We start from the raw sequence: 12,851 nt of genomic DNA on the forward strand, positions 1-12,851 counted from the left end.
CGTAAATCGGTAATCCCCTTATTCCCTCTGAGTGACCAGGTGAACGCTAATAGTCAGCCGTGACACCGGGGACATGTATCAGCCAGTGATACGGGCGTCCGGGCGGCCGGGGCGGTCTGCGAGAATTGCGGTGTGATCTCTCGAATCGATCTGCGCGGCGATGCCCTCCCCGAGGGCGGCGCCCTGCGCGACCTGCTGCCCCGTGCCGAGTTCGACGTGGAAGCCGCCCTGGAGACGGTGCGGCCCATCTGCGAGGACGTACGCCATCGTGGCTCGGCGGCAGTGATCGACTGGGGGGAGAAACTCGACGGGGTACGGCTCGGCTCGATCCGTGTCCCGGCCGACGCGATCACCGGCGCGCTGGAGCAGCTCGACCCCGCCGTCCGCGCCGCCCTGGAGGAGTCGATCCGCCGCGCCCGCCTCGTCCACCGGGAGCAGCGCCGCACCACCCACACCACCCAGGTCGTCCCCGGTGGCACCGTCACCGAGAAGTGGGTGCCGGTCGAGCGCGTCGGGCTGTACGTGCCGGGCGGGCGTTCGGTCTACCCGTCGTCCGTCGTGATGAACGTGGTCCCCGCCCAGGAAGCGGGAGTCGAGGGCGTCGCCGTCGCCTCCCCGCCGCAGAAGGACTTCGGCGGACTGCCGCACCCCACGATCCTGGCCGCCTGCGCCCTGCTCGGCGTCGACGAGGTGTACGCCGCCGGCGGCTCCCAGGCCATCGCGATGTTCGCGTACGGGACCGAGGACTGCCTGCCCGTCAACCTCGTCACCGGCCCCGGCAACATCTACGTCGCCGCCGCCAAGCGCCTCCTCAAGGGCCGCATCGGCATCGACGCCGAGGCCGGCCCCACCGAGATCGCGATCCTCGCCGACGCCACCGCCGACCCGGTGCACGTCGCCGCCGACCTGATCAGCCAGGCCGAGCACGACCCGATGGCCGCCGCCGTCCTGGTCACCGACTCCGAGGAGCTCGCCGCCGCCACCGAGGCCGAGCTGAAGCCGCAGGTCGCCGCGACCAAGCACATCACCGACCGGATCGAGCCCGCGCTGGCCGGCCGCCAGTCCGCGATCGTCCTGGTCAACGACCTGGAGGACGGCCTCAAGGTCGTCGACGCGTACGCCGCCGAGCACCTGGAGATCCAGACCGCCGACGCCGCGGCCGTCGCCGGGCGCGTCCGTAACGCCGGAGCGGTCTTCGTAGGCCCCTGGTCACCCGTCTCCCTCGGCGACTACTGCGCCGGCTCCAACCACGTCCTGCCCACCGGCGGCTGCGCCTGCCACTCCTCGGGCCTGTCCGTGCAGTCCTTCCTGCGCGGCATCCACATCGTCGACTACACGCGCGACGCGCTCGCCGAGGTCACCCACCATGTGGTGACCCTCGCCGAGGCGGAGGACCTCCCCGCCCACGGCGCCGCGCTCAAGGCCAGGTTCGGGTGGAAGGTTCCGCAGCAGTGACGAACGACAGCACCACGAGCACCTCCGGGGAAACCGGCACCACGCGCAACGCCTGGGACGAGCTCCCGATCCGCGACGAACTGCGCGGCCAGTCCCCGTACGGGGCGCCGCAGCTCGATGTACCGGTCCGGCTGAACACCAACGAGAACCCGTACCCGCTCCCCGACGCACTCGTCGACCGGATCGCCGAACGGGTCCGCGAGGCCGCCCGCGACCTCAACCGCTACCCCGACCGGGACGCCGTCGAGCTCCGCACCGAGCTCGCCCGCTACCTCACCCGCACCGCCGGGCACGAGGTCACCCGCGCCCACGTGTGGGCGGCCAACGGTTCCAACGAGGTCCTCCAGCAGCTGTTGCAGACCTTCGGCGGGCCCGGCCGCACCGCGATCGGCTTCGAGCCCTCGTACTCGATGCACGCCCTCATCGCCCGCGGCACCGGCACCGGCTGGATCTCCGGTCCGCGCAACGAGGACTTCACCATCGACGTCGACGCGGCCCGCGCCGTCATCGCGCGGGAGCGCCCCGACGTCGTCTTCATCACCTCGCCCAACAACCCCACCGGCACCGCCGTCGACGCGGACACCGTCCTCGCGCTGTACGACGCCGCGCAGGCCGCCGGGCCGTCCATGGTCGTGGTCGACGAGGCGTACGGCGAGTTCAGCCACCACGCCTCGCTGCTCCCGCTGATCGAGGGCCGCCGCCACCTGGTGCTCTCGCGCACCATGTCGAAGGCGTTCGGCGCCGCCGGACTGCGCCTGGGCTACCTCGCCGCGGACCCCGCCGTCGTCGACGCGCTCCAGCTGGTACGGCTGCCGTACCACCTGTCCTCCGTCACCCAGGCCACCGCCCTCGCCGCCCTGGAGCACACCGATACGCTCCTCGGGTACGTCGCGCAGCTCAAGAACGAACGCGACCGGATCGTCACCGAGCTGCGCGCCCAGGGCTTCGACGTCACCGACTCGGACGCCAACTTCGTCCAGTTCGGCAGGTTCGCCGACAGCCACACCGCCTGGCGGCACATCCTCGACCGGGGCGTCCTGGTCCGGGACAACGGCGTACCGGGATGGCTGCGGGTCTCCGCAGGGACCCCGGCAGAGAACGACGCGTTCCTCGATGCGGTACGCGAACTGAAGAAGGAGCACGACGCATGACTCGCGAGGCCCGCGTAGGAAGAGTGGAGCGGACCACCAAGGAAACCTCCGTGCTCGTCGAGATCAACCTCGACGGCAGCGGCAAGGTCGACGTCGCGACCGGCGTCGGCTTCTACGACCACATGCTCGACCAGCTCGGCCGGCACGGACTGTTCGACCTCACGGTCAAGACCGACGGCGACCTGCACATCGACTCGCACCACACCATCGAGGACACCGCCCTCGCGCTCGGTGCCGCGTTCAGGCAGGCCCTCGGCGACAAGGTCGGCATCTACCGCTTCGGCAACTGCACCGTCCCCCTGGACGAGTCGCTCGCCCAGGTCACCGTCGACCTCTCCGGCCGCCCGTACCTGGTGCACACCGAGCCCGAGAACATGGCGCCGATGATCGGTGCGTACGACACGACGATGACCCGGCACATCCTGGAGTCCTTCGTCGCCCAGGCGCAGATCGCCCTGCACGTCCACGTCCCGTACGGGCGCAACGCCCACCACATCGTGGAATGCCAGTTCAAGGCGCTCGCCCGGGCCCTTCGCTACGCCAGTGAGCACGACACGCGCGCGGCCGGCATCCTCCCCTCCACGAAGGGCGCCCTGTGACCGGCCTCAACACCGTCCTGATCCTGGTCGGCCTCTTCCTGGCCGGCGGGGTCTACTCCTTCTCGAAGCAGGGCATGCCCAAGGGCGTCATCGTGCTGCTCGGGATCGCCTCCGTGATGTGCCTGGTAGCGGGCGTCATGCGGATCCAGGGCCTCTGGGACTGAGGGAGCACACGTGGATACGAAGAAGAAGGTCGTCGTCTTCGACTACGGCTTCGGCAACGTCCGGTCCGCCGAGCGCGCCCTCGCCCACGTCGGCGCCGACGTCGAGATCACCCGCGACTTCGACACGGCGATGAACGCCGACGGGCTGCTGGTGCCCGGCGTCGGTGCGTTCTCCGCCTGCATGGAGGGGCTGAAGAAGGCCCGGGGCGAATGGATCATCGGGCGCAGGCTCTCCGGCGGACGCCCCGTCATGGGCATCTGCGTCGGCATGCAGATCCTCTTCGAGCGCGGCATCGAGCACGGAGTCGAGACCGAGGGCCTCGACGAGTGGCCCGGCACCATCGGTCCGCTCAAGGCCGACGTCGTCCCGCACATGGGATGGAACACCGTCGAATCGCCCGAGGACTCCCGGCTGTTCGCCGGACTGGACGCCGAGGCACGGTACTACTTCGTGCACTCCTACGCGGCGCACGACTGGTCCCTCGAAGTCACCAACGCCAAGATCCGTGCCCCCAAGGTCACCTGGGCCACGCACGGCGAACGGTTCGTCGCGGCCGTGGAGAACGGCGCGCTGTGGGCCACCCAGTTCCACCCCGAGAAGTCCGGCGATGCCGGCGCCCAGCTGCTGACCAACTGGATCGAGACGCTGTAATGCCGAAGCTTGAACTGCTCCCCGCCGTTGACGTCCGCGACGGCCAGGCGGTCCGCCTGGTGCACGGCGAGTCCGGCTCCGAGACCTCCTACGGCTCCCCGCTCCAGGCCGCACTCGCCTGGCAGAGCTCCGGCGCCGAGTGGCTGCACCTGGTCGACCTGGACGCCGCCTTCGGCACCGGTGACAACCGGGCGCTCATCGCCGAGGTGGCCGGTGCCATGGACATCAAGGTCGAGCTCTCGGGCGGCATCCGCGACGACGCGACGCTCGCCGCCGCCCTCGCCACCGGCTGCCGCCGCGTCAACCTCGGCACCGCCGCGCTGGAGACCCCCGAGTGGGTCGCCAAGGTCATCGCCGAGCACGGCGACAAGATCGCGGTCGGTCTCGACGTCCGCGGCACCACGCTGCGCGGCCGCGGCTGGACCCGCGACGGCGGCGACCTCTACGAGACGCTCGCCCGCCTCGACTCCGAGGGCTGCGCCCGCTACGTCGTCACCGACATCGCCAAGGACGGCACGCTCCAGGGCCCCAACCTGGAACTCCTGAAGAACGTCTGCGCGGCCACGGACAAGCCCGTCGTCGCCTCCGGCGGCGTCTCCTCGCTCGACGACCTGCGGGCCATCGCCTCGCTCGTCCCGGCGGGCGTCGAGGGCGCGATCGTCGGCAAGGCGCTGTACGCGAAGGCGTTCACCCTCGAAGAGGCGCTGGAGGCGGTCTCCGTATGAGCGACTCCGTCAAGCGCATCTCCTCCGGCGCCCCCTGGGAGGAGAAGTTCGGCTACTCCCGGGCGGTCGAACTCTCCAACGGACTGGTGCTCGTGGCCGGCTGCACGTCGGTGGTGAACGGCCAGATCTCCGCGGGCAGCCCCTACGAGCAGGCCGTCACCTCCTTCGAGGTCGCCTTCGAGGCGCTGAAGCAGGTGGGCCTCGGCCGCGAGGACGTCGTCCGCACCCGGATGTACGTCACGCACGCCCGGGACACCGACGAGGTCGGCCGCGCCCACAAGGAGCTGTTCGACGCGGTGCGCCCCGTCGCCACCATGATCATCGTGTCCGGCTTCGTCGACCCGAGCCTGGTCGTCGAGGTCGAGGTCGAGGCCTACCGGGCAGGTGCGTGATGACGCTCGCCGTACGTGTCATCCCCTGCCTCGACGTGGACAAGGGCCGGGTCGTGAAGGGCGTCAACTTCCAGAACCTGCGCGACGCCGGTGACCCCGTCGAGATGGCGAAGCTGTACGACGCCGAGGGCGCCGACGAGCTGACCTTCCTCGACATCACCGCGTCCAGCGGCGACCGCGAGACGACCTACGACGTGGTGCGCCGCACCGCGGAGCAGGTCTTCATCCCGCTCACCGTCGGCGGCGGCGTCCGCACCCCGGACGACGTCGACAAGCTCCTGCGGGCCGGCGCCGACAAGGTCGGCGTCAACACCGCGGCCATCGCCCGGCCGGAGCTGATCCGGGAGATCGCCGAGCGCTTCGGGCGCCAGGTCCTGGTGCTCTCCGTGGACGCCCGGCGCACTCCCGCCGGCACCTTCGAGGTCACCACGCACGGCGGCCGCAAGGGCACCGGCATCGACGCCGTCGAGTGGGCGCACCGGGCCGCCGAGCTCGGCGCCGGCGAGATCCTGCTCAACTCGATGGACGCCGACGGCACGAAGGACGGCTACGACACCGAGATGATCGCTGCCGTACGGGGGCACGTGAGCGTTCCCGTCATCGCCTCAGGCGGCGCGGGCCGGCTCGCGGACTTCGCCCCGGCCATCGACGCCGGGGCCGACGCGGTCCTCGCCGCGTCCGTCTTCCACTTCGGCGATCTGCGGATCTCCGAGGTCAAGGGCGCTCTGCGGGAGGCCGGGCACCCGGTCCGCTGAGGACGTGCGGGGGAGCACCGGCCGTCAAGACCGGTGAAGTTGCCGATGTGCGGCCCCGGGATGCACCGCAACAGTGGCGACCGCCAGGGAACACCTGGCGGTTCCACGCGGTGCACCCCGAAGGCCCCCGGTGACAGTTGACGGGGGGCCTCGGTCCCTGCCCGGCGTGGCTCCCGTCACGACCGAGAGGATCCCCCCTCGTGCAGCACCTCCCCTCCGGCGACACCTCCCCGCGCCACCGGATGTCCAAGAGCCGCTCCCGCATCGTCAAGGGCCTGCTGGCCGCCACCGTCGCCACCGCGGGCCTGTGCACCGCGCTGATCCCGGGCGCCCAGGCCGCCGACAACCCCTACGAGCGCGGTCCGGCACCCAGCAATTCGAGCATCGAGGCGAGCCGCGGCTCGTACGCGGTCTCGCAGACCAGCGTCTCCTCGCTCGGCGTCAGCGGCTTCGGCGGCGGCACCATCTACTACCCGACGTCCACCTCGGACGGCACCTTCGGCGCGGTCGCCATCTCTCCCGGCTTCACCGCCTACCAGTCCAGCATCGCCTGGCTCGGGCCGCGGCTCGCCTCCCAGGGCTTCGTCGTCTTCACCATCGACACCAACACCACGCTGGACCAGCCCGACAGCCGGGGCCGCCAGCTCCTGGCCGCGCTGGACTACCTGACGAAGACGAGCTCGGTGCGTACCCGGATCGACACCTCCCGGCTCGGCGTGATGGGCCACTCGATGGGCGGTGGCGGCACCCTGGAGGCGGCGAAGAGCCGCACCTCGCTGAAGGCGGCGATCCCGCTGACCGGCTGGAACCTCGACACCACCTGGCCCGAAGTCCGTACACCCACGCTGATCTTCGGTGCGGACGGCGACACGATCGCCCCCGTCGCCACCCACTCGGAGCCCTTCTACCAGTCGCTGCCGAGCACACTGGACAAGGCCTACGTGGAGCTGCGCGGGGCCACGCACTTCACCCCGAACTCCTCCAACACCACGATCGCGAAGTACAGCATTTCGTGGCTGAAGCGCTTCATCGACAACGACACCCGCTACGAGCAGTTCCTGTGCCCGCTGCCCGCGGCGAGCCTGACGATCGCCGAGTCGCGGGGCAACTGCCCGCACACCTCGTAGTTCCTGACAGCTGGTGAGGGCCGGACCGCGAACAGCGGTCCGGCCCTTGCGTGTCGGGGGCCCGTCAGTCCTCCTCGGTGAGGAACCCGGCGACACGGGAGGCGAATCCCGGATCACGGACGGCGGTGAGATGGTCGCCGGGCAACACCTCCAGCCGTGACCCCGCGAGGGCGTCGGCCAGCACCTCGGGCCGCACGGCGAGGGGATCGTCCGCCCCGGCGAGCACCAGCGTGGGTATCCGGATCCGCTCCAGCGGCAGCGGTGCCCGGTGCAGCGAGCGGAGCTGCGCGGCGAGCGCCAGGCGGTCCGAGCCCGTGGTGTCGGCCAGGACCCGGAAGCCCCGGGTCCGTTCGGGGGCGTCGGCCGCGTCCTCGGCCGTCAGCGCGGCCGCCACCAGCTCCGGAGGCATGGCCCGGGTGTCCAGCCCGCCCACCTCCACCGCGCCCGCGCCGATCCCGCCGACCACCAGCCGGGTGATCCGCTCGTCGTCGGCCGCCGCGAGCAGCGCCACGACCGCCCCCATCGAGTAGCCCGCCAGATGCACTTCGCCGGCCCCGGTGCGGTCGATCAGCTGCCGCACGTCCCGGGCCATCACCGGCTCGCCGTACAGGGAGTCGTCGTGCGGCTTGTCCGACGAACCGTGCCCCCGGGCGTCGAGGGCCAGGACCTGGCGGCCCCGGGCCACCAGGGCCTCGACCACACCGGGGCCCTCCCAGTTCAGCCGGGCGTGGGCGGCGAAGCCGTGCAGCAGAATCACCGGGGGCAGCCCCGTCCGGGGTCCGCGGGACCAGGACCAGTAGCGCAGCGTCAGACCGTCGTCCGTACGGAATTCATCAGTCATGGCCCGACATTACGGGCGACCCGCGCGGAGACGGGCCCGCGCTGTGCGCCTGCACAGCCAAGTGCGGCCCGCCTTGGGAGCGCGCCCCGCAACCGGGCGGGGGCGGGGCGGGGCCGGACGCGCGTCTTCCGGCCCTGTTTACGCGGAAGTAACGTGCTGGTGTGACTTCATTGACGACCGTGCACAGTCCGCTCCGGCTGTACGGCCGCAGCGGTGAACTCGCCATTCTCGACACCCTGTTGGTGCGGCTGCGCAACGGCGACGGCGGCGCGCTGGTGCTGACCGCGCTGCCCGGCGTCGGCCGCACCGCGCTCCTGGACAAGGCCGTGGCCGCGCACCGCGAACGGCGTACCGGCCCCGTGCTGTCCGCCACCGCGGCACCCGCCGAGCAACGGCTGCCGTACAGCGGTCTGCACGCCCTGCTCTGCTCCGCCCAGGGCCCGCTTCCACTGCCGCCGGACCGGGTGCTGCGCGACGGCATCACCCCGGCTGAACTCCTGGTCCTGCTCCGCGAACTCGGTTCTGAGCGGCCCCTGTTGGTGTGTGTGGACGACGCACACGCCTGGGACCCCGACTCGCGCGCCGCCCTGGTCTTCGCGGCCCGCAGGCTCGGCGCGGGCAGCCGGGTCGCGGTGGTGATCGGGGCGGGTGACGAGACGAGCTTCGCGGGGCTGCCCGCGCTCCGGCTCGGCCCCCTCGACGACGATGCGGCGGCGGCCCTCCTGGACCGCATCACCGATGCCGCCGGCGTCGCGGACCAGGTGGACCCGGTGGTCCGCGGCGAGCTCATCCGGGAGGCGGCAGGCAACCCCCGGCTGCTCGCCGGACTGGCCGCCCGGCTCACCCCCGGCCAACTGGCGGGCCGCACCCCTCCGCCCTATCCGCTGCCCGGCGCCGAGGACGTCCTGGCGGCGCACGCCGCCCGCCTCGACGGGCTGCCCGCGGACACCCGCACGCTGCTGCTGCTGGCGGCCGCGGCGCACGAGCACGAGCCGGAGGGCGCCGGTGCCGATGTCGCGCTCCTGCTCCGTGCCGCGGCCTCGGCGGGCCTCGGCCCCGCCGCGCTCGACCAGGCCCTGCTCACCCCGGCCGGGACCGCCGGAACCCTCCAGCGAGCGGGTGACCGGCTCCACTTCAGCCACCCGTTGCTGCGCCGGGCGGTCCTGCACCGGGCCACCCCGCAGCACCGCCGCGCGGTGCACGGACTGCTCGCCGCGCTGCTGACGGCGGCCCCGGCCGGCGCCCGCGGACGGGTCCGCCGGCCCCCGCGACGGTCCGCCGGGGCAGCGAGCGGGGTACTGGGCCCCGGCGGCCAGATGTCCCGGCCCGTGACCGGTGTTCCGCACATGACGGCTTCCGGGTCCGCCGCCCGCCCCGGCGACGGCCGGGCGCCAAGTCCCGCCTTCCGTCCGGGGGGCGGTCCGGTGACCGGCTCGGGCCTGCGTCCGGGGGAGGGGTGGGTGACCGGCCCGGGGGCGCGTCCCCCGGGTGGCCCGGTGCTGTCCCCTCAGCACAGCGCGTTGCCGCCCGGGGCGGGATATCCGGCGGCCGGACCGGCCGGGCTGCCCGCGCTCGTCCAGTGGGCCTGCGCCGCCGAGGGACCCGACGACGGGCTGGCCGACGCGCTGGAGGCGGCGGCCGTGGCGCCGCGGCCGCACGCCGAGCGGGCCGCCGCGCTAGCCCGTGCCGCGGCGCTCTCCAGCGACGAGGCGGTGCGGGCCGCCCGGTTCGCCGCCGCCGCCGAGCACACCCGGCTCGCGGGAGACGCCGGCCGGGCCCGTGCGTTGCTCGCCCGGGTCGGCGCCCGTCCCGCGCACGACGGCGCGCACCTGGTGCGCGGGCTGCTCGCCCTGCGCGACGGACCGGCCGCCGACGCCCACGAGGCCCTCCTCACCACCGCGGCGCTGCTCGCGCCGCACGACCCGCGCCGCGCCCTCGACGCCCAGCTCGGTGCCGCCGAGGCCGCCTGGGCGATGGGGGACGCGCTCGCGTACCTCGACGCCATGACCCGGATGCCGGTCTCCGTGCCGGAGCCGGCCCTCGCCCAGTACTGCGACGGCATGAGCGCGGTGCTGTGCGGCCGCATCGCCGAAGGGCAGGCGCTGCTGCGCCGCTGCCTCGACTCGGCCGGCCGGGCGGACGACCCGGCCCAGCTGCTGCGCGGCGGGGTCTCGGCCCTGGTGCTGGGCGACGTCGACGCCGCCTGCCGGTTCGGCACCCGGGCGCTCGCCGCCGTACGCTCGGCCGGTCCCGAGGCCCTGCTGCCGCAGGCCCTGGAGCACCTGGCGTACGCCGAGCTCCGGGCCGGCCGCCATGCGCCCGCCCGCGCCCACGCGCTGGAGGGTCTGCACGCGGCCCGGCGTACCGGACAGCCCAACATCGCCTCCCACCTGCACGCCGTGCTCGCACTCGCCGCTTCCGTGGAGGGCGGCACGGAGGCCTGCGCCGCCCACGCCGACGCGGCCCTCGCCGGGGCGGGGCCCAACGGCCTCGTACAGGCCGCGACCCTCGCCACCTGGGCGCTCGCCCGCGCGGACCTGGCGGCGGGCCGTTCCGGCGAGGCCGCGGCCCGGCTCGACCCGCTCGTGCGGCCCGGCCCCCGGCGCGGGCACTTCGCCACCCGGATGCTCGCCGTACCGTGCTACGTCGAGGCGTCCGTCCTGGCCGGGCGCGCGGACCGGGGCAGGGGAGCGGACCCGGTCGCCGACGCGGTGGCGGAGTTCGCCGTGTGGGTCACGCGCACCACCGACCCCCAGGCCCCCGCCCAACTGGCCCGCTGCCGCGCTCTGCTGGCGGCCCCGGCCGATGTCGCCGGACGGTACGAGGAGGCGCTTGCCCACCACGATCGCGCCGGCGGTGACTTCGAACGCGCCCGCACCCAGCTGCTCCACGGGGCGTGGCTGCGCCGGCGCCGCCGTACCCGGGAGGCCAGGGGTCCGTTGCGGGACGCCCTGGTCGCCTTCGAGCGGTGCGGTGCGCGGGCCTGGACCGACAGGGCGAGCGGTGAGCTGCGGGCCGCCGGGGAAGCGGTGGAGGGCCCGGCCGCGGCGGGCGGCACGGATCCGCTGGCCGCGCTCACCCCGCAGCAGCAGCGCATCGCCCGATGCGTCGCCGAGGGGGCCACCAACCGTGAGGTGGCGCTGCGGCTCTCGGTGAGCACGCGGACCGTCGACCACCATCTGCGCAATGTCTTCGCCGCGCTCGGGGTGCGGTCCAGGACCGAACTGGCCAGGCTGCTGGACCGCTGAACGACGCCGGCGAGGCCTCCCGGTTTCGGCTCCGAGTCCGGGAGGTTGCAGGACCGTGATGAGAAGTACGCCGCACACCTCTAGGTACCGACTGGGCGGTATGCCATTCTGCGGGCGTCAGGATGATTCGGTGTGCTCATGCCCAACGCCGGGCTGAGTGAACCGGAGCCGGTCGTTTTCTGGAGCCGGCCGAATCCCGGTGGAGGCCGCCATGCCGCAGGTCGTACGTTCACGGGTCAGGGCGCTGCACGGGCCGCCCCCTGTCGCGCCGATGCCGCGCCGCTTCCGTTCGCTGGCCGATCGCGAGGCCGTCGCCGTACTGCACCGGGCTGCCCGGGTGCTGATGGAGGCGCTGCCGGAGCTCACGGACCGGCTCGTCGAAGCGCTGCGCGAGCAGGAGCCCGCCTACCGCTCGGCCATCGAGGCCGACGCGGCGGAGATCTGGCAGGAGGTGCACCACTCGCTGCGGCACAACGTCGGATCGCTGATCCAGCCCCGGGAGTTCCGGGAGGCCGCCCACCGGACCTCCCGGCGGATCGGTGAGGTCCGTGCCGAGCAGGGCCTGCCGCTCGACGCGGTCCTGCACGCCTTCCGGATGGGCGGTGCGATGGTCTGGCAGGACCTGGTGGACGACACCGCGCGCCGCCACCCCGAGGACATCCGGCTGCTGGTGCACGTCGCGGCGGACGTCTGGAACTTCGTGGACGAGCACTGCGGTGTCGTCGCGGACGCCTACCGCCAGACCGAGCGCAGGCTGGCCTGGCGGCGGGAGAACCGCCAGCGCCTGATGACGGCGGCCCTGCTGGACGGCACCGCGCAGATCGCCGAACTGCCGGACGCCGCCGCGATGCTGGGGCTGCCGGAACACGGCAGATACGCGGTGCTCGCGGTCTCCACCGCCCGCCGCGCCCCGCACGGCACCGCGCAGCCGCCGATGACGCTGCCCGCCGGGACGGACGCGCTCTGGCACCCGGGCCCGGACGCCGAGTTCGCGATCCTGTCGCTGTCCCGGGACGAGGGGACGGCGGAATCCGTCGCCCCGCTCACCGGACCGGCGGCCGACGAGGGCGGCGACACGCAGCCCGGCGGGCCCGCGGGCGCGGTCGACGGGGACGCGGAACTCGCCGCGCTGGCCGCCGGGTTGTCCGCCCCGCCCGGCAGCAGGGTCGGCATCAGTTCCGTCGTGGACGGGCTGGCGGCCGTCGGGGACGCCCGGCGGCTCGCCGAGACCGCCCTGCGGGCGTGCCCGGCCGGAGGCGGGGTCGTCCTGCTCGACGAGCAGCTGCCCGCAGCCCTGGTCGTCTCGTCCCCCGGGCTCGGCTCCGCGCTGGCCGCACGGGTGCTGGGGCCGCTGGACCGGCTGGACCCGGCCGATCGCGACGTGATCATCGAGACGCTCACGGCGTGGCTCGACTCGGACGGTTCCGCGCAGCGGGCCGGGGCCCGGCTCTACTGCCACCGCAACACGGTCCTGAACCGGCTGCGCCGGTTCGAGCAGCTGACCGGCCGTTGTCTGACCCGCCCGTCCGACGCGGTCGAGGTCTCCCTCGCCCTGACGGCCCGCCGGCTGCTGGCGGGCTGACGGCCCGGCGAGCACATCGCGCCCGCGCCCACCGGGCGGCAGGCGCGATGTGCTCGCGCACAGACCTCGCCCGCACCGGCTGTACCCGCGCAGCGCCCCCGCCCCGGCCGCTGTACGCGGCCCCGGCCGCCTGATGCCGTATCCGGCATGTCCTCAGCGC

General features: G+C 73.6%; 12 protein-coding genes. 11 read left to right on the forward strand and 1 reads right to left on the reverse strand.

The window, feature by feature from the left end:
- Positions 1-132 precede the first annotated feature (132 nt).
- The 9 genes from hisD to bdeA all read left to right on the forward strand — a co-directional run bounded on the left by hisD (position 133) and on the right by bdeA (position 7,020).
- Complete coding sequence (gene hisD / locus OG959_RS29320) at positions 133-1,455, forward strand: histidinol dehydrogenase (protein ID WP_326663298.1); 1,323 nt, start codon at positions 133-135, stop codon at positions 1,453-1,455.
- On the forward strand, positions 1,452-2,606 hold the full coding sequence (locus OG959_RS29325) for a histidinol-phosphate transaminase (RefSeq protein WP_326663300.1): 1,155 nt from the start codon (positions 1,452-1,454) through the stop codon (positions 2,604-2,606). The genes hisD and OG959_RS29325 overlap by 4 nt, the downstream gene beginning before the upstream one ends.
- Positions 2,603-3,205, forward strand: a complete 603-nt coding sequence (hisB, locus tag OG959_RS29330) for an imidazoleglycerol-phosphate dehydratase HisB (RefSeq protein ID WP_148017768.1) — start codon at positions 2,603-2,605, stop codon at positions 3,203-3,205. Before OG959_RS29325 ends, hisB begins: the two co-directional genes overlap by 4 nt.
- The gene (locus OG959_RS29335; protein WP_168713658.1) at positions 3,202-3,369 is read left to right on the forward strand and encodes a hypothetical protein; all 168 of its coding nucleotides are present in this window, start codon (positions 3,202-3,204) and stop codon (positions 3,367-3,369) included. The genes hisB and OG959_RS29335 overlap by 4 nt, the downstream gene beginning before the upstream one ends.
- A 10-nt stretch (positions 3,370-3,379) precedes the next feature.
- Entirely contained in the window at positions 3,380-4,021 is a 642-nt protein-coding gene (hisH, locus tag OG959_RS29340; RefSeq protein WP_148017769.1) for an imidazole glycerol phosphate synthase subunit HisH, read from the forward strand.
- Complete coding sequence (gene priA / locus OG959_RS29345) at positions 4,021-4,746, forward strand: bifunctional 1-(5-phosphoribosyl)-5-((5-phosphoribosylamino)methylideneamino)imidazole-4-carboxamide isomerase/phosphoribosylanthranilate isomerase PriA (RefSeq protein ID WP_326663302.1); 726 nt, start codon at positions 4,021-4,023, stop codon at positions 4,744-4,746. Before hisH ends, priA begins: the two co-directional genes overlap by 1 nt.
- The gene (locus tag OG959_RS29350) at positions 4,743-5,138 is read left to right on the forward strand and encodes a RidA family protein (RefSeq protein ID WP_326663304.1); all 396 of its coding nucleotides are present in this window, start codon (positions 4,743-4,745) and stop codon (positions 5,136-5,138) included. The genes priA and OG959_RS29350 overlap by 4 nt, the downstream gene beginning before the upstream one ends.
- A complete protein-coding gene (hisF, locus tag OG959_RS29355; RefSeq protein ID WP_326663305.1) occupies positions 5,138-5,893 on the forward strand; it encodes an imidazole glycerol phosphate synthase subunit HisF in 756 nt (251 codons plus the stop codon). Before OG959_RS29350 ends, hisF begins: the two co-directional genes overlap by 1 nt.
- 242 nt (positions 5,894-6,135) lie before the next feature.
- Positions 6,136-7,020 carry a bis(hydroxyethyl) terephthalate hydrolase gene (gene bdeA, locus OG959_RS29360; RefSeq protein WP_326666678.1) on the forward strand — a complete coding sequence of 295 codons (885 nt, stop codon included), beginning with the start codon at positions 6,136-6,138 and terminating at the stop codon, positions 7,018-7,020.
- 64 nt (positions 7,021-7,084) lie between these two features.
- Here the strand turns inward: bdeA and OG959_RS29365 are convergent, their stop codons facing one another.
- Entirely contained in the window at positions 7,085-7,861 is a 777-nt protein-coding gene (locus OG959_RS29365) for an alpha/beta fold hydrolase (protein ID WP_326663306.1), read from the reverse strand.
- 161 nt (positions 7,862-8,022) lie between these two features.
- On the opposite strand from OG959_RS29365, the gene OG959_RS29370 reads away from it, so the two are divergent.
- Together OG959_RS29370 and OG959_RS29375 are read left to right on the forward strand one after the other, a co-directional pair.
- Positions 8,023-11,109 carry a helix-turn-helix transcriptional regulator gene (locus OG959_RS29370; RefSeq protein ID WP_326663308.1) on the forward strand — a complete coding sequence of 1,029 codons (3,087 nt, stop codon included), beginning with the start codon at positions 8,023-8,025 and terminating at the stop codon, positions 11,107-11,109.
- Positions 11,110-11,320: 211 nt separating this feature from the next.
- Positions 11,321-12,691 (forward strand): helix-turn-helix domain-containing protein, encoded by a 1,371-nt coding sequence (locus tag OG959_RS29375; protein ID WP_326663309.1) that lies wholly within the window; start codon positions 11,321-11,323, stop codon positions 12,689-12,691.
- Positions 12,692-12,851: the final 160 nt, after the last annotated feature.

Origin of the sequence: Streptomyces sp. NBC_00385 (assembly GCF_035917155.1) — a bacterium.
In the GTDB taxonomy this organism is placed as follows: Bacteria; Actinomycetota; Actinomycetes; order Streptomycetales; family Streptomycetaceae; genus Streptomyces; species Streptomyces poriferorum.